We start from the raw sequence: 17,083 nt of genomic DNA, 5'->3' as shown, positions 1-17,083 counted from the left end.
AAGACGAAACGTATTACATCAGTAACTATGCGTTTCGTCTTTCTGTATGCATGGAGCAAATGTCCAGCTAACGAAATTTTGGAGCAGAAAGTTTATTTTATCAAGTTTTTTACCTCGTAACAGTCTTCCAATTAATAGTATAATAAGAACTCGTAGGAGTTATTTGAATAAAGTTGTATACATACTCTATTTGAGGAAGAAGGAGCTGAGAACATGACTGTTAAGACTACAGCGGAACAAATCCGCATTATAGAATATGATCCTTCTTACGCTAAGGCGGTTGCAGAAATGTGGAACCGTAGCAACGAAAGCTGGGGTGGAGGCACCAATCAGAGAACAGAGGATACAGTACGCCGCGAGATGGAAATCTCGTCCAATCTGAATGTGTTTCTCGCCGTTAATGGTGAGGAAGTGGTTGGTTTCTGCAGTTTTGCCCATTACCGTCAAGACGAAGGAGCTTTGTATGTCCCATTGTTGAATGTACGACCTGATTATCACGGATACAAGGTAGGTCGTAATCTGATTTTGAACGCTGTTCGCACAACAATTGAAGCGGGCTGGCCACGTCTTGATCTGTTTACTTGGGCAGGCAATACGAAGGCCGTACCGATGTATAAGAAATGTGGATTCTTTTGGGAAAAAAATGAGGATTACGTTCATCTGATGAACTTTATTCCGACGGTTCTGCAAACGGAAGCACTCGCTCCTTATTTTGAACAGCTGGATTGGTATGCAGATAGTACCCGTGAACTGCCCATTCAGCCGGATGGTCGCCGGGAGCGTGGTTTTGATTTCTTCGATTACACTTGGCAAAAGGGAGAACTCTCCTTACGTGCAGAATTCGAGAAGACCGGTCGCGGCCTGACGGCTCTTGATACACCTGACTATGAAATCTCCACGGAGATTGACGATCACGATCTTGTATTCGGTTCCACCTACAAGATTCGCTATCACATCAAGAATCGTTCGGCGTCTGATCTGGCTATTGAGATCAAAGGCCAAAATGACAAGAATATTCGTTTTGGCTTGTCTGCTGCACCAACACTCGCGCCAGGAGAAACAGTTATCGTAGAAGGTGAGTTCGAGCTTGATCCGATTCGTGAAGAGCAAAACGACAAGAAGACTCACCCCGTGGTTATGAGCAAATGGATCATCGGTGGCAAGCGCGCTGAGTTCCGCATAGGTGTTGCTCCTAAATTCCCGCTGAAAATGATGATGGAGTTGCCAACACGTGAGCTGTATCCGGGTCTTCCCGCTGAGCTATATTTGAATGTTAAGAATAATTTTGCAGCGGAAGCGGAATTTTCTTTTGATTTGCCAGAGGAAGAATTTTTGACTTGGGCGGATCGGACAGTAAGCTTCTCGGTTCCAGCTAAAAGTAAGGCTTCCATCCGAGTACCCTTTACCCTAAATTCATATGCCCTTTATTCACGGGATATTGAGGTGACGGCTGTTCCGGCTGGAGAGAAGGCAGTGTCCTTCATCAGCAAATTATCTGTGCTATTGAAAGGAACACATGGCCGCTTTGGTGGGGAAAACGGGGATCAGTGGGTGGCTGTAAACGGCACCTACTCCGTACATCTTAATAATAACGACAATGGGATGTGGATTGAATATCCCGGCTCGAGCCATAATTTCTGGTTGACCCATCCGAAGTTAGGTAAACCATTCGCCGAAGAATTCTCGAAGAAACAGGCTAAAGAAGTAAAGATCTATTCCGAAGGAGAGGGCCAAATTCTAGAGACTCTTTATGAATCGGATGAATTCCCGGGTCTGGAGATAAAAAGAGTGGCTAAGCTCTTTGCAAACGGAATCGCTGAGTTTTATAGCGAGGTACGCAATACTAGTAACCAAACGTTGGAAGAGGATATGTATCTGCTAACGAATTTTGGATTTTTTGGCAAACGGCTCATCCTGCCTTATCAGGGTCATTACGTAGATATGGGCGATGCTTATTCGGGTGATCCGAGTTATTGGGACAGCGCTCAAATTACGGAAAATTGGTTGTTTAGCAAGGAAGAAAATGTCACATGCGGCGTTTGCTGGGACCCTTCGCTGAAGCTGCTTCGTCCGGAGTATCCACTTGGACTGGAACATAATCTTGGTCAAATCGCTGCTGGAGATGTCGTACGAACAAAGGCGCTGGTGTTCGCTTTAAACACCTTCCTGAAGTGGTCGGATTTCCGCACCTTTGCCCGGAAGCAGCTGGATCCGATCACACCTGTGTTGGATGATCATCTTGAATTAACGCTCGGCGGTGGAAATCCGTTTGCGGCGGGGGCGCTTCATGCGGAGTTAATCGAACGAAAGATGACTCCGCTTAATGGAAGCCTCGAGCTGTATGTACTAACGGATAGAGGAGAGGAGCAGAAAGTCGCTGAGATGGAGCTGCAAAGAGAGCAGAATCTGCACTCCGCGGGCTTTGAGCTCTCACCTGAGGAAGCGGAATCTTCTTCAGAACACAGCCAATCAGGACAGAAGGTACGAGTCGTCTATCGTGGAGAGGATCGTATTCAAGAGCGAACCGGCCTCTGGTTCCCTCAAACGGAAACAGCAGCTGTTGTCTGTGGCACAGAAGAGGGACCAGCGGGTCCTATTTACACTGTGAGCAACGGAGTTCTTTCTATTGCAGCTGCTCCTGATTTCGGCAGTGTTGTGCATTCCCTGAAGCACCATGGAGAAGAATGGCTGGATAGCTCCTACCCGGAAGCAGCACCACGTTCCTGGTGGAATCCTTGGCATGGTGGACTCGGTGTAGGTATTTCAGGCATAGGTGGATTTAGTCGTTTGGAGGAGCCAAGAAGCGCAGCTTGGACCGAGCAAATGGATGTTCAGGGCAATGTATGGAAAGGATTACGTATCACTACTTCGATCGAGAAGCAGGAAAAGAACCGAGGGATTGTTGTTAATCAGCATTACCTTATGCTCCCCGGCGTCCCTGTGCTCTGTGTGTTGCATTCGGTGACCAATGACAGTGGAATGACGCTGCCGAATTATTCGTTGTCGGAGGAGAATTATATCAAACCTTCGCCAGTCTATGCCGAAGGATGGATGGAATTCTCCAAGGAGGGCAAGTTCTTATTAGGAACGGTTGAAACTTATCTTGAGGCCAAGGGACTATTGCGAATTGGTGCATCTTCGCGTAAGGATATGCTGCATATGGTGAGCAGTCATCCGAATCAGAGTGCCTCGGCGTATGTGAACAATAAGGTATTTAATCACGGCGTGCATCATCATCTTCCGCTTCTCAATGGAGAAACCGTTTGGACACAGCCGTCCTTCCTGATCATGGGAGAACTCGCTCTGAATTCAGAGGATGTCCGCAGTCTTTTGAAGCTGACCTTTGCTAGACCTACTGACGAAAAGGAGATCTTAAATGCCGATCATTGATATTCACATTCATCTGTCGGACATCGACAGCTTTCATCAAACAGCACTGGATCTCTCCAAAGTCGATTACACTGCTGCCGGGCTCAAAGCGGAGTTTGATAAGAACGACGTTATTCTGGGCATTGGAATGGGGGTATCGGAGCAGACGAAGGGAGCTTTCCCTGACTCTACTTCCCCTAATCCGATGGGCCTTGACTTGGAAGACACTGTGCCGCCTTTCTTAATGGAATGCGTGGGGATCAATCCGAATATGCTCGGAGGCAAGGATGCTCAGGAGGAGCTCGACCGAATTGAGGCACGGCTGCAAGCGCCCGAGGTGGCTGGTATTAAGCTCTACGCCGGGTACTATCATCATTACGTTTATGACAAAATCTATTCACCGATCTATGAGTTGGCAGCCAAGTACGGCACGCCTGTCGTCATTCATACCGGTGATACGTACTCGATGAATGGATTGCTTAAGTATGCACATCCTCTTACCGTGGACGAATTAGCATTCCAACGACGTGATGTGAATTTTATGATTTGCCATCTTGGCGATCCGTGGGTGATGGATGCCGCCGAAGTGGTGGCCAAAAATCCAAACGTCTATGCCGATTTGTCCGGTCTTGTGGTCGGTGATCGGCCTCATTTTGAACGGTTCATGAATGAACCTCTGTTCATGGATCATTTTCGCCGGGCGCTGGTGTATTCCGACCACTATGAGAAAATGTTGTTCGGCACGGATTGGCCACTCGCTCCTATTGACCTGTATGCGGAATTTGTCCGCCGACTTGTCCCTGAGCAGCACCACGAAAAAGTATTTTACGAGAATGCCTTCGCCTTATTTCCACGCATCCAGCAGCGGATTGCGGCGCTCTAAGCATTACGAACAAGCCATCCTTTAGTTCTTCTAAAGGATGGCTTGTTTTTTGTAAAAGGATATTAACTCATCTAGCAACCCTATCATAGAGAACGTAGTCCCAAGTCTCAAGTGCCTTGGGATTTTTTTGCTAAGAGGGGTAGTATAAAATCATGCTTAACCGGGTTATTGTTTGTCCTGGATTATGATATACATGGGGTTTGTCTGCGAGGAATGTGATAGAATCACCTGATTTCAAGAGGTATTCATTGTTATTGACACGGAAAGACAATTCTCCGTCAAACACGGTGATTAATTCTTCGGTACCTTCCATATGAGAATTGGCATCAAGGTATCCACCCTTGTCTATCTCCACGGTATAACCTTCAAACCGTTTACTTTCTTCAAATGGAAAAGATAGATACACTCGATATTTTCCGTTATCTTCAAGCAGTGGCTGAATGTCACTTCTTAAGATTACTCTTGTGTCAGGCTTTGGGTAATCTATCAGCGCAGAAAATGAAATTTTTAAGCCATTGGCGATTTTCCAAAGGGTTGTAATGGTTGGTGTCGATTCGCCTCTTTCGATTTGACCAATCATTGTTTTGCTGACTCCTGTTAATTCCGCAACCTTTTCCAGGCTTAACTCTTTACTTTTTCTTATCTTTTTTATATTTTCCGCAATAATTAGATTTATTTCTTCCACTGTAATTACTCCTGTCTCCATTTACTTTATAACGATCGTGATATACAATAAAACGCACAAATGTACGTTGTAACGTCTGATGGATACATTATAGCATACAAGCTGGAAGGGGAGATATAATTTAGTGTTTGTTTCTTTGTTTTTATATGCATTTGTTGCAAGTTTTACTCCGGGACCCAATAATATTATGGCAATGGGTTTTGCAAACCAAGTTGGGCTCAAAAAATCAATGAAATTTTGTTTAGGAGTGGGTACAGGATTTTTTATAATCATATTGTTATGTTCCTACTTTAATCTACTTTTGAATAATCTTCTTCCACAAATTAAATCTATTATGGCTGTAATAGGCGGAATCTACATGCTGTATTTAGCAGTTAAAATGATTACAAGTAAACAAGCAGAAAGTGATACAGCTGGAGATAAACACAATAGCTTTATTGCAGGAATGCTTTTACAATTTATCAATCCAAAAGGGATATTATATGGGATCACAGTTACATCGACATTTATCCTTACCTATCCTTCTTCCTCTTTTAGATTATTGAGTTATTCTTTAATTCTTGCTTTCATCGGTTATATGGGCACTTTTTGTTGGTGTTTGTGTGGTTCTCTTTTCAAAAAAATGATATCTAAATATAGAAGTCAATTTAATGTACTGATGGGACTGTTGTTAGTGTATTGTGCAGTTTCGATAGTGTTGGGATGAAGGATTATTAAGGGAAAATCAATATTCGACCAATACTTTTTTGTCTAGTTATTTTTTACTTCTAAAGCTTATGATATTGATGTATTGTGGATAGATACGAGGACAAAGGAGATGCAATATGCTACCATCACTCACATTTCTTAAACTTCAATTAGAGGGAGTTCTGCGTAATAAATTCGAGCAGGGGCATCAAACCTCCGGTTATTTAGCTAAGTTGGAAAAGCTCCCTGCAAGCTATGATGCCTATCTAGAATTCGCCCATAGCTTGGCTGTCATTCCAATGAGGGACAACTGGCCTTACTATGAGCCAAACGATTTAGATGAGATATGGCGGGAATGTGATCCGGCTCGACCTCTAGGTCAGGTCGGGATTTTGAATCTGAAGGATAGCTCAAAGCGTGTAGAGGCAGGTTTCCTTGCTTCAGTCTGTGGCTCAATGCTAGGCAAACCGATAGAGGTAAACCCCAGCTTGTTGGAATTACGTCAAGCGTTAACTTCTGTAGGGGAATGGCCACTGAATGATTACATTTCTGAAGAAACTCTCCATGCGCTGGATCGTCGTCATTGGTCTTGGTTTGAGACGACACGGGGGCGAATTCGTTATGTGGCACCTGATGATGATATCAATTACACATTAATGGGAATGATGGTGCTAGAACAATTCGGTGATGGTTTTTCGAAAAGGAATTTAAGAGATTTATGGTTAAATCATCTTCCGCTAAGTACAACTTGGGGTCCGGAAAGAGCTATTTTGATGCGATCAGGTATTAGCTATTTGGAACATGATAAGGAACTATTCAATCATTCTGAAATAGAGGCTTGGCCTGATTTTATGGTGCAAGGTACGGAACTATGCGGTGCGGCGATTCGTGCAGATGCTTACGGATATGCCTGTCCTGGTCAACCTGCTCTGGCTGCTGAGCTAGCTTGGCGGGATGCAAGTTTTACTCATCGCCGGACCGGTATTTACTCCACGATGTTCATTGCTGCTGCGATTGCTGTTGCTCACGTGCAGCGCGATCCCATTGAAATAATCAATACGGCTCTGCAATTCGTACCTAAAAGAAGCCGATTCTACGAGATTACTAAAGATTGCCTTGAGATGGTAGCGAATGCAGATGACTGGCTGGAAGCGTATCAGAGCATTAACCATAAGTATGCGAATTATTGTCACTGTGATGTTTATCAGGAAATAGGCACCTTAATTAATACCCTGCGATTTGCAGACAATGTTGGTGATGGAATATGCAAGCAGGTGATGCAAGGCAACGATACGGATAGCTTCGGAGCAACGGCTGGCTCTCTGCTTGGGGTTTATTTCGGTCCTGATCACTTGGAATCAAGGTGGCTTAAACCTTTTCAAGATCGGATTCATACGGGGCTTTCTAATTTTCATGAGCAAAGTCTTTCTTGTTTAGCGGAACGGATGGGGCGTTTACCAGAGCTGCTGCAAACCGGTCGTTATCAAGTTCAGCCTAGTGAGCTCTATGTGAGCAAGAATACGGATCTCGATACATAATAAGCTTACAAAAAGTCCACAGCAACAAATGTTGCTGGTGGATTTTTTTGCTTTTTATTTTTTTGAATTAGAGATGAATAATTCAATCGTGCTTTACAAAAACTTTATTCGATTAAGTCACTACTTTGCCAAATCAGGAGGGGTCGTTATTAAACCATTTATCGTAATAGTAGCGCTATTGCTCGTTACAGCTTGTTCGGGTAATCAATCTGCCAACAACCAAATGACTACTCAACAAACGAAGGTTGGACATCATGCTGGCAAAACAGCTACAACAACAACCTTAACTCAAGCTTCTTCTATTTCCACAGAGAATGCTGGGAAATCAACGATTAAGGCTAAACAAGTACCAGGCGATGTAACGAAATGGCTGGATGGGTTTATCCGCACTACTCCACCTACAGGTGGTACAACAGGGGATCAAACCACTTATCCGCAAACTTCCGCTAATCCACAGCATTCTGCTAATCCGCAACAATCGGCCAATCCACAATATTCTGCTAATCCGCAAACCTCCACCAATGCATCGGCATCTGTGCAGAAAGTGTTGGAACTGGTAAACAAAGAAAGAACAAACGCAGGCTTGAAACCCCTTAGTTTGAATAGTGAGCTGTCGAAAATGGCTTTGGCTAAAGCGCAGGATATGTCCGACAACAATTATTTTGACCATCAGTCACCAACCTACGGATCTCCGTTCGACATGATGAAGGCATTTGGGATCTCCTATAATACAGCAGGGGAAAATATCGCCAAAGGCCAGTCGAGCCCGGAAGAAGTAATGAATCAATGGATGAACAGCCCTGGTCACCGTGCCAACATCCTGAATAGTTCCTTTACTGAAATTGGAATAGGTTACTATAACAGTGAGTGGGTTCAAGAATTTATTGGTTAGTGTGATCAGCAATCTAAACGTCACATATTAAAAGCTAATTTTAAAACCCATGTCATCAGACATGGGTTTTATTTTTATAAAGGAGGGTAGTTAATTCCACATATGGCTGGAAGATCGAAATGGATGATCACTATTTCGTCTGGGTTTTGTCGACATGCTCGGATGGTTGACCTTGCGATGATGGAGATTGCTGTGGCAGCCATTTTTGTACCAGTGGCCACATTAAATAAGTTATTGTGCCTACAATCAAGAAATTAAAGATGATGAGTTCTGAGGTACTCATGACGCGAAAAGAGGCCATTAGATTACGAAATGTTTCTTGTATGTTAAAGAGTGAAATGAAGTCAAGCAGAAAGGTCAGTGCTATTACTAAGATTAATAAGAGTATAGTTACGACGAATATTTTCATACTACTTCCCTGCCTTCATTGTTAATCTTCCAATAATATTTGCTGTTAATGGGTAGAATAATCACGCAAAGAGCAGCAAATAATGGAGAGAAAGGTGAAGGGCATGGCAGAGGATGGCAATGCAAGTAGCAAAAGTGCTGGAAGCAATCCACAATGGACCGTCCCTTCAATTCCGATTGATTCAACAGAATTAAGAGTCAATTTAGAGCAGATTCGCCAAAAGACAGGGAATAGTGGAGATATAATTATTCGAGAATTTACGATTGGGGGCTCGGAGGAGGAGCTTCAAGCCGCAATTATTTATGTGGATGGCATTGTTAACAATACAACCATTAATCAATTTGTCATGGAAGTCTTGCTGAACGTCATGCTGAGTAATGAACAAAGGACATTAAATGATCTGGTCCAAGTAATCACTGATAAAATTGTTCCAATCGGTGGTCTGAAGACGCTTGTTCAATGGGATGAACTCTATGATGCTCTGTTGTGGGGGCAGACTATTTTATTAATTGATGGATCGAATGAAGCCCTAGCGATTGCTACATCGGGCGGTGAAGTCCGCGCTATAGATGAGCCCGGTACGGATACTTCTATTCGAGGATCTCGTGAAGGGTTTGTTGAAAGCTTAACGACAAATATTTCGATGGTTCGGCGTCGCATAAGAAATCCTAATTTATGGCTGGAATCGATGACATTAGGTCAAGTTACACATACCAGGATAGGGATCATGTACATAAATGGGATCGCGGATGATAGCATTGTTGAAGAGGCGAAGCGACGTCTCCGCAAGATCAAATTGGATAGCATTCTGGAATCAGGATATATTGAGAAAATGATAGAAGATCAGAGTTTTACTCCGTTTCCAACGGTCCTACCTACAGAACGCCCAGATACCGTCGCTGCTAATCTTTTAGAAGGAAAAATTGCAATTATGGTGGATGGAACCCCTTTTATGCTAATCATCCCAGCCGTTTTTAATCAATTCTTTCAAATTACAGAGGATTCTTATCATCGGTATGATATCAGTGTTGCATTGCGGCTGTTACGAATCGTAATGTTCATCATTTCGATGATTGGACCTTCTTTCTATATTGCAGCAACAACCTTTCATCAAGAAATGATACCAACGCAGTTAGTGATTTCGCTTGTTTCACAGCTAGAAGCAACGCCATTTACCGCGTTTGTTGAGGCGCTATTAATGGAGGTTATTTTTGAAATTCTGCGTGAAGCGGGTGTTCGTATGCCAAAAGCAATTGGATCAGCAGTATCCATCGTTGGGGCACTTGTCATTGGGCAGGCAGCTGTACAAGCAGGTTTAGTGTCAACGGCAATGGTTATTGTTGTTTCACTTACAGCTATCTCTAGTCTAGCGACGCCTGTTTTCTCAATTGCTGTATCCGCGAGATTGTTACGTTTTCTCCTCATGATCAGTGCAGCAACGTTCGGTTTCTTTGGAATGATTCTTACCTTGATTATGATCATTGCACATATGTGTAGTTTACGTTCATTTGGTGTACCTTACATGGCTCCTTATAGTCCAATGATGCATGTAAAGAATAGTCAGATTCATGCACCTTTACCGATTTGGATGAGACATTTGATTCCAAAATTGATGAAGAAGCCTACAACAGAGCAAGTGGGTGATCAAGATGGGACGTAGAATGGCACGGTTTTGTTTGTCGATGGTTATGATTGCTCTCCTTACGGGTTGCTGGGATAGTCGAGAGTTAACGGATATCGGTTTTGTGGTTGCGATGGCGATTGATAAAGGAGAAAAAAAGAACATTAGGGTTACGGTTCAGATCGTGAATCCTGTAAATGTTTCAAGTACACAAGGAGGAGGTAGCCCAATGCCTTTACCTCCAACCACATATTCAGCAGAAGGAAATAATGTATTTGATGCCACTCGCGTTCTCTCACAAAAACTTTCTAGGCAATTGCATTATGGTCATGCGATAGTTCTCTTGGTAGGTGAAGATTTAGCTACAACACAAGGGATAAAGAAGCTTTTTGACGGCATTGAGCGGGATAGTGAGTTTCGTCCTTCCGCTACAATGGTTATCGCGAGGGGAACGACGGGAGAAGAAATCATTAAACAACGAACGAGTCTCGATAATTCACCGGCCATTAAAATTAAGAAAATGGTAGCTGAAACCGAGAAAGCCTTTGGTGAAAATATTGATGAGAAAATATACCAAGTCATTCAAGCCATCGTCTCATCTGGTAAAGAACCTACGATTACTGGCATTCAACTCGATTCTACAAATAAAGAAGACAAATTAATGGCTAATGGGATTGCTACTTTTAAAGATGGGAAATTAATGAGGTGGTTAGACGGAAATGAAAGCCGTGGATTCTTATGGGTGTTAGGCAGAGTTAATTCGACATTGTTAACCATGGATTGGAATGGTCAGCCACATACAATCGGGATCGAGAATATACGAACCAAATCATCATTTCATTCAAGCTTTGATAAATCCGGTAAACCAATTATTGAGGTGAAGATTGGCGCGGATGCAAATATTGGTGAGGTTGATGTCCCAATTGATGTAACTAACCCGAGATTGTTCTTGCAAATTGAGCGCCTGTACATGCAAGCCGTTCATGATGAAGCGGTAGCCACGATTAAATTAATGCAACAGCAAAAGTCGGACATTTTTGGATTTGGAGAAGTGGTGCATCGTGATCACCCTAAGCAATGGAGAACGTTAAAGCGGGATTGGAACGATGTGACCTTTTCCACGATTGAAGTAAAAGTGAAAGTGGAGGCTTATTTGCGTAATACTGGGTTGCGTAATAGAACCATAATGGAAAGTATCGATAATAGCTGATAAATGAATTGTTCATAGAGAGAAGGAGTGACGTTGGAAAAAGCAAAGATCAATCCCCGTCAATTGCTTATCCTTGTATTGATGTTTGAAATCGTGAGCGCGATTATCTCCGGATTTGGTGCGGAAGCCAAGCAAGATGCATGGATCACCGCAGTCCTCGGAATGCTCGGGGGAATTTGTTTATTTCTAATCTATCATCGATTGTCTTTATTTTATCCGGATCTTCCGCTCACGGAATATGCGAAAAAAATATTAGGGCCCGTTGTGGGTCGTATCGTCGCCTTGTTATATGTCGTCTATTTCTTGTTTAATGGGAGTTTTGTAGTCCGTGAATTCGCCTCAATGGCTGTATCCTTTGTTTTTACACAGACTCCCTTTCTCGTTATTATTGCTTTGATGCTACTTTCGGTTATGTATGTCATTGGAAAAGGTATTGAGGTGTTGTCGAGGACAGCAGAGCTCTTTTTTTCTGTGTTACTTCTTGTTACTGTCACCGGTCTAAGCTCGATCCTTACGTCTGGGAATGTAAATCTTCAAAATTTAAGACCTGTACTCGAAGAGGGATGGTTAACCGTGCTGAAGCAATCGATTCCAAGCACCGTTGTATTTCCTTTTGGAGAGATTATAGTGTTTTTGATGTTGTTTCCCTATGTGAATAAACCCCAACAAGTGAAGAAAACAGTGATTACAGGATTATTGATCAGCGGATCTTTTATCGCGTTTGTTACGATGCTAAATGTGTCTGTCCTCGGTGCGGATCTATTTACAAGAACACAATACCCATTGCTGACAACCTCGGAGTTGATTGAGGGAAGAGCTTTACTAGAACGATTGGATGTATTGTTTCTCGTCACGGCTATTGTCGGTGGTTTTTTCCGGATCGGCATTTATTTATATGCGACACTAATCGGTGCGGCAACATTGTTCGGTATTCCCTCCTATCGTAAATTAATGATCCCTGTGACTATGGTTATGTTTATTTGTTCCATTGCGATGGCAGGAAACTATGTAGAATTTATCTATACAGGATTACGTGTCGTCCGGTTCTATGTCCAGATTCCGATGCTGTTTATCATTCCACTAATACTTCTAGTGATGGGCTGGTTTCAAGAGAAGAAGAAGCTGAAATCTGCGAAATAAGGAGCTTATATTCTAGAGTTGCATTTATTAGCCTTTACAATTATACTCGTCATAGCAACTATAATCATGTCTATTATCTGGAGGCTATACCATTGGAATTAGAAAAATACATAGGCGTAATTGTACACCGGGCAGATTTAAAGCTGAATAACTATTATCAAAAAGTGGTAAATCCCTTTGATATTACGGTGGACCAATGGGAGATCCTCGTTATTCTTTGGGAGAGTGAAGGGATTACTCAAAAGGATATTGCTGAAAGACTCTATAAAGATCAAACTAACATTGCGCGTATGCTCTTCAAGCTTGAAAAGAAAGGCTTTGTTCATCGTGTAACCCATGAGACGGATAGAAGATCTTTACGTGTATATCTAACCTCTAAAGGGCGTGAAATAAAAGATGAGATTCTTGCCCCCTCTCTTGAAGCGTATAGAAAGACCATTGAAGGGTTAACTGAGGAAGAGGTTGAAACCTTTAGAAGGCTACTTTCTGTCATTCATAATAATGTAAAGGATTTATAGTAGATTTTGTTTGTAAAAAGAGAAGCTCTTCATCCCAATTAGTTGCTATGACGATTATCGTCAAGACCATTTGTTTTGGATTGTTTGTTTTTTTATTACTTAATATTTGCTATAGCAACTAATGCTTCGACAATTATAAGGGGGATACAAAGATGAGAACCAGCAATGATAAAATCGGGATTTTTGATGCCCAGTACAGTGCGTTGACTATCGGTATTATTCTGGCAGTCACAACAGTAGCATTTGAAGGATTGGGGGTTACGACGATTGCACCAAAGGTGGCGCAAAGTTTGAATGCGATCCATTATTATGGTTGGATTTTTAGTGCATTTCTTTTATCCCAAATCATTGGCACAATGGTCATTGGACAGCAGATTGATAAGAATGGTGTATATAAATCATTTGTAGTTTCTATTCTAATCTTTGTTACGGGTATCGTCATTGCAGCAACTTCCTTCAATATTTACATGTTGATCGGCGGAAGAGCTTTTCAAGGTTTCGGAGCAGGTGCACTTTTAACTTGTGTATACTCCAGCATTACTTTAAGTTACCCTGACAGTCTAAGAACAAAAATACTTGCAGCTTTCTCTAGTGCTTATATTCTTCCAGCATTAATTGGTCCTTATATCGCAGGGCTTTTAGCCGAAAATCTTTCGTGGAGGTTTGTGTTCTGGCTTGTTCTGCCGTTCATTGTTCTATCTGTATGCTTAACGCTCCCATTATTTCGTAAGTTACAAGCTGAAAATAATAATGCTTCAACGACGAAAAGAGGGACGTATAAAGAAATATATGCAATTTTATTAACATTAGGAACAGGGCTGCTATTAGCAGGATTAGGATTTTTACCTTCTTGGAAGGGGATTGTGATTTCAATTGCAGGGGGCTTAATTATGATTCAACCTTTACGGAAACTGCTGCCTGAGGGTGCTTTAGTAGTTAAAAAAGGTTTGCCGGCAACCATTGTTACTAGAGGGCTGTTTGTTGCATGCTACTATGCTGTTGAAAGCTATGTTGTTCTAGCTCTAACAAATGTTAAAGGGTTATCGGCAGATATTGCGGGCTTAATCGTTGCTGCTGGGGCTATAAGTTGGTCAATAGCAGCGTGGATGCAATCCAAGCTTGATGAACAAGACCATGGGAGGGGCCGTAGACAACGGGTGACGATTGGCGTTGCTTTTATGATAGTCGGAGTTGCGCTGGTCATAACCGTGATAGGCATTTCAGGTAATGGAATCGTGCTTGCAGTGTTCTCACAAATACTTACTGGTTTTGGAATAGGCCTGGCACATCCAACCACGGGAGCCATTGCACTACAGCATGCCGAAGATGGCGATGCAGGTTCAATTTCAGCAAATATTCAATTTATTGATGCGTTTAGTCCTGCTCTTAGCATCGGATTAGGCGGTGCCCTAATTACCATTAGTGAATCCTTTGGATGGGGCGTAATGACAGGAATCCTCTTGGCCTTATCGATCCAGCTTCTTTTCGTAATTTTAAGCTTTATAGCTACTTTCCGAATTGCGAAGAAGGCAAGCTGAGGCAGATATAATATAACTGTAATTTAAAATTGGATCAGAACTGTTGATTCTTATGCTTTTTCATGTGGAATCGAATAAAAGTGACCAACAGAATCAGAAGAAAAGGCAGGATGTAAGCCAAATTAGTAATCAACGGCCAAGTAGTGTTTACGATTTCTGTGAGCTCAGATTCTTGTGTGTAAGTCGTTACTGACAGCAGAAGGCAAATAAAAGCAAGCGGGAAGACAATCAGTCTTTCATTTTCCAATCTCAGAAGCTCCTTCATGACTTTAATAAGAATAAGCAGCAGGATTGAAGCCTTGAAATAAAAGCCAATAATCAATGAAAAACCGATCACGGACTCGACCCGTTCTATAGTTTCCTGAAAATAAATTAACCTCGCCAACTGGTACAATGAATATTTTAAGCTGCCGGACAGGGGTCCCAGTACCATAATACTGCTAATGACAGAAGCAATTAACGTCAGGGCATTTATAAGGAGTGCCAGATACATTTGTTTTCCTAGCTTTGATTTATCTTCTTTATGCACAAACGGTAAAATTATTGAAAAAACGATTAGCTCGGAATAGGGAAAGCCATAGACTACATATGCAGCACTCAGGATAGGTCTAACTCCATCAGGCATGATGGGCAGCAGGTATTCGGGATGATACAAACCTGCTACAAGAATCCAGACCAAGATAATAAATCCGAACATTAGAGACATTAATACTGCGGCCATACGGGCAATTACTTCGATGCCAGCGAGCGCTGTCATGGCAATCGTTATAAAAAACATCGTATTTACCGCATAAGTAGGCGTTTCTTTTAACATCGTACTTTTGAAAAAGGTACCGATCTCAATGACAATTCCTGCGACATTCCAAAACAAAACACATGTGAAAGGAAGTAATAGAACGAGAGTCAGCCCATTTCCAAGCACAGCGCGGCTTTGTTCCACAAGTGATAGCTCTGGAGCTCGTCTATTTAAATATAGAATACCGGATAGCAGAAGCATTCCTGTGGCCGAGGCAATGATGAGAGAAATCCAAGCTCCATTGCCAGCAAAGTTAGTTAGTGAAGCAGGGACGATGACGATTGAAGAGCCTGTCATAAAGAAGAGAAACAGCATGGACATTTGGATAGAGCTAACACGTTCTTGCTTATTCATACGTTCCTCCTCTTTCTATACACTTATGAAATAGCCGGGTTGATCCAATGGACGATGTGTTCAGCTGGACCCGTAAGTAGATTGAAGAGCGAGTCCAAATTAGGCCATGGCTTTGCTGCTATGAAGATAAACCCGAGATAAAGAACCGGCAGCAGAAGGACTCCATAGACCACTCGATCACGAACGGAGGCCTGTCTAAACTTTGGGAGGTCATGGGCTAGCATAGCGGAAGCTAATAGCAGTACACAGATAATTTGTCCCAGCATAGCTACTACTCCTTTGTCCCGAATATTGTACCTGAGTTCATACCAGTGCTTAACACTTTGACTTCAACATTGATATCGAATTCAGTCTGAGCAATCTTTTCCTTCCATACCGGCTCTAATTGTTTCCACTGTTGCGGATTTCTTCGATAGATCTGATTACCAATCCCAAGTGCATCTACTTTTTTTGTTTTAAAAAAATCGGTAGTATGTTTCACCTGCTGTTCTACCTGAGCTACAATTCGCTGTTCAAATTGTTTCATGTCTTTAGATGTTTTTAAATGTGAACAGCGTAATTCTCCGATTGTACCTTCAATTGCAATTTTTACACCGACGGAAACAGAACCATTGTTCACGGTTGGAGTAAGCTTACTGTTGAAGGTGAGCACTTCAAGAGATTCCTTTTTTCGCAGCGCATTTTCGGTCTCATTGGTGCAAGGGAATTCTAAGGCTCCATAGATATATCTGTCCATCAGCATCATGAACGCCTCAGTATCTTTCTCCTTCAGAAGTTCTACCATTTTCCCGTCTTGTATTAGCGCTAGTCCTGATATTATTGCTTTATTATCTACACCGGTCTTATGCAGGTAAGGTAGAACAGAAGTGTTGGAGGGACTGCACATTTGAATAGCCAGCTCATAGAGAGGGATTTTGGAAGTTTTTGCGGCATAAAGAGCACCACTCGTTTCCATTCTCTTATACTGTTGACCAATGGTTTGTTCAATAAACGGACTTACATCTAAAAAAGGTGCAGCGGCTTGTTCAGCTATGAGGGGAAGAACGGTACCACGCGGCTCTTGATCCCTAGAGAAAAAGTCAAGCACTTCCCTTATGTTCACGTTTCTGGCTAATTGTTCACCGATTAAAATGACACGCATATGATCCCATTTGGCTTTGCGGCCGAATTTTGCAGGGATCTCTCGTATGGCTTCAAAAAAGGTCTCTCCACTCGTTGAAATATTAATCCCCTTGGAAGCTGGATTCCCTGACTGCCCCATTTCAATTTTGGTGGAAGGATTATAGAAATGAGTCGTTATCACAAAGCGATCATCTTCACCTTGGTCAATGGCTACTGCTTGTACATACCCATACTCGTCAAGTTCTTTATTATCCCAACATCCGCTAGTTAGGCTGAGAACAAGAAGGCAGATTAGCATGGTAGTAATTCGTTTCACTATAT

15 protein-coding genes are annotated in these 17,083 nt (G+C 42.4%); 10 read left to right on the top strand and 5 right to left on the bottom strand.

The genetic code is table 11. From position 1 onward, the window contains the following. Positions 1–213 precede the first annotated feature (213 nt). Positions 214–3,390 carry a GNAT family N-acetyltransferase gene (locus tag MHI27_RS20110; RefSeq protein ID WP_405174553.1) on the top strand — a complete coding sequence of 1,059 codons (3,177 nt, stop codon included), beginning with the start codon at positions 214–216 and terminating at the stop codon, positions 3,388–3,390. Further along, the gene (locus MHI27_RS20105; protein WP_042189698.1) at positions 3,377–4,252 is read left to right on the top strand and encodes an amidohydrolase family protein; all 876 of its coding nucleotides are present in this window, start codon (positions 3,377–3,379) and stop codon (positions 4,250–4,252) included. The genes MHI27_RS20110 and MHI27_RS20105 overlap by 14 nt, the downstream gene beginning before the upstream one ends. 130 nt (positions 4,253–4,382) lie before the next feature. Here MHI27_RS20105 and MHI27_RS20100 read toward each other — a convergent pair whose 3' ends face one another. Beyond that, positions 4,383–4,937, bottom strand: coding sequence for a helix-turn-helix domain-containing protein (locus MHI27_RS20100; protein ID WP_076299323.1), 555 nt, complete (start codon positions 4,935–4,937; stop codon positions 4,383–4,385). A 124-nt stretch (positions 4,938–5,061) separates the two neighbouring features. Here MHI27_RS20100 and MHI27_RS20095 point away from each other — a divergent pair, with 124 nt between their 5' ends. The 3 genes from MHI27_RS20095 (at position 5,062) to MHI27_RS20085 (ending at position 8,054) form a co-directional block, all read left to right on the top strand. Next, positions 5,062–5,643 (top strand): LysE family transporter, encoded by a 582-nt coding sequence (locus MHI27_RS20095; protein WP_076286530.1) that lies wholly within the window; start codon positions 5,062–5,064, stop codon positions 5,641–5,643. 118 nt (positions 5,644–5,761) lie between these two features. After that, on the top strand, positions 5,762–7,162 hold the full coding sequence (locus tag MHI27_RS20090) for an ADP-ribosylglycohydrolase family protein (protein WP_405174552.1): 1,401 nt from the start codon (positions 5,762–5,764) through the stop codon (positions 7,160–7,162). 88 nt (positions 7,163–7,250) lie between these two features. After that, positions 7,251–8,054, top strand: a complete 804-nt coding sequence (locus MHI27_RS20085) for a CAP domain-containing protein (RefSeq protein ID WP_256716285.1) — start codon at positions 7,251–7,253, stop codon at positions 8,052–8,054. Between the two features lie 130 nt (positions 8,055–8,184). On the opposite strand, the gene MHI27_RS20080 is transcribed toward MHI27_RS20085, so the two are convergent. After that, a complete protein-coding gene (locus tag MHI27_RS20080; RefSeq protein ID WP_076286528.1) occupies positions 8,185–8,463 on the bottom strand; it encodes a hypothetical protein in 279 nt (92 codons plus the stop codon). An 82-nt stretch (positions 8,464–8,545) separates the two neighbouring features. Here MHI27_RS20080 and MHI27_RS20075 point away from each other — a divergent pair, with 82 nt between their 5' ends. From MHI27_RS20075 to MHI27_RS20055, 5 genes are all read left to right on the top strand, one after another. After that, positions 8,546–10,123, top strand: a complete 1,578-nt coding sequence (locus MHI27_RS20075; RefSeq protein ID WP_076286527.1) for a spore germination protein — start codon at positions 8,546–8,548, stop codon at positions 10,121–10,123. After that, positions 10,113–11,294 (top strand): Ger(x)C family spore germination protein, encoded by a 1,182-nt coding sequence (locus MHI27_RS20070; RefSeq protein WP_405174551.1) that lies wholly within the window; start codon positions 10,113–10,115, stop codon positions 11,292–11,294. The genes MHI27_RS20075 and MHI27_RS20070 overlap by 11 nt, the downstream gene beginning before the upstream one ends. 33 nt (positions 11,295–11,327) lie before the next feature. Continuing rightward, positions 11,328–12,434, top strand: a complete 1,107-nt coding sequence (locus MHI27_RS20065; RefSeq protein WP_405174550.1) for an endospore germination permease — start codon at positions 11,328–11,330, stop codon at positions 12,432–12,434. A gap of 92 nt (positions 12,435–12,526) precedes the next feature. Beyond that, the gene (locus MHI27_RS20060) at positions 12,527–12,952 is read left to right on the top strand and encodes a MarR family winged helix-turn-helix transcriptional regulator (RefSeq protein WP_042189684.1); all 426 of its coding nucleotides are present in this window, start codon (positions 12,527–12,529) and stop codon (positions 12,950–12,952) included. Positions 12,953–13,104: 152 nt separating this feature from the next. Further along, on the top strand, positions 13,105–14,490 hold the full coding sequence (locus MHI27_RS20055) for an MFS transporter (protein WP_405174549.1): 1,386 nt from the start codon (positions 13,105–13,107) through the stop codon (positions 14,488–14,490). A 34-nt stretch (positions 14,491–14,524) separates the two neighbouring features. Here MHI27_RS20055 and MHI27_RS20050 read toward each other — a convergent pair whose 3' ends face one another. The 3 genes from MHI27_RS20050 to MHI27_RS20040 are packed head-to-tail and all read right to left on the bottom strand — an operon-like array spanning position 14,525 to position 17,078. Next, positions 14,525–15,640, bottom strand: a complete 1,116-nt coding sequence (locus MHI27_RS20050) for an endospore germination permease (RefSeq protein WP_379423740.1) — start codon at positions 15,638–15,640, stop codon at positions 14,525–14,527. Between the two features lie 23 nt (positions 15,641–15,663). Then, a complete protein-coding gene (locus MHI27_RS20045) occupies positions 15,664–15,906 on the bottom strand; it encodes a hypothetical protein (protein ID WP_042189679.1) in 243 nt (80 codons plus the stop codon). Between the two features lie 5 nt (positions 15,907–15,911). After that, positions 15,912–17,078 carry a Ger(x)C family spore germination protein gene (locus tag MHI27_RS20040; RefSeq protein ID WP_405174548.1) on the bottom strand — a complete coding sequence of 389 codons (1,167 nt, stop codon included), beginning with the start codon at positions 17,076–17,078 and terminating at the stop codon, positions 15,912–15,914. Positions 17,079–17,083: the final 5 nt, after the last annotated feature.

The sequence above is a fragment of the Paenibacillus sp. FSL H8-0261 genome, assembly GCF_045040645.1.
GTDB lineage: Bacteria > Bacillota > Bacilli > Paenibacillales > Paenibacillaceae > Paenibacillus_AQ.
Note: the sequence above shows the minus strand (reverse complement) of the source record. Positions and strands in the feature narration are given on the sequence as shown.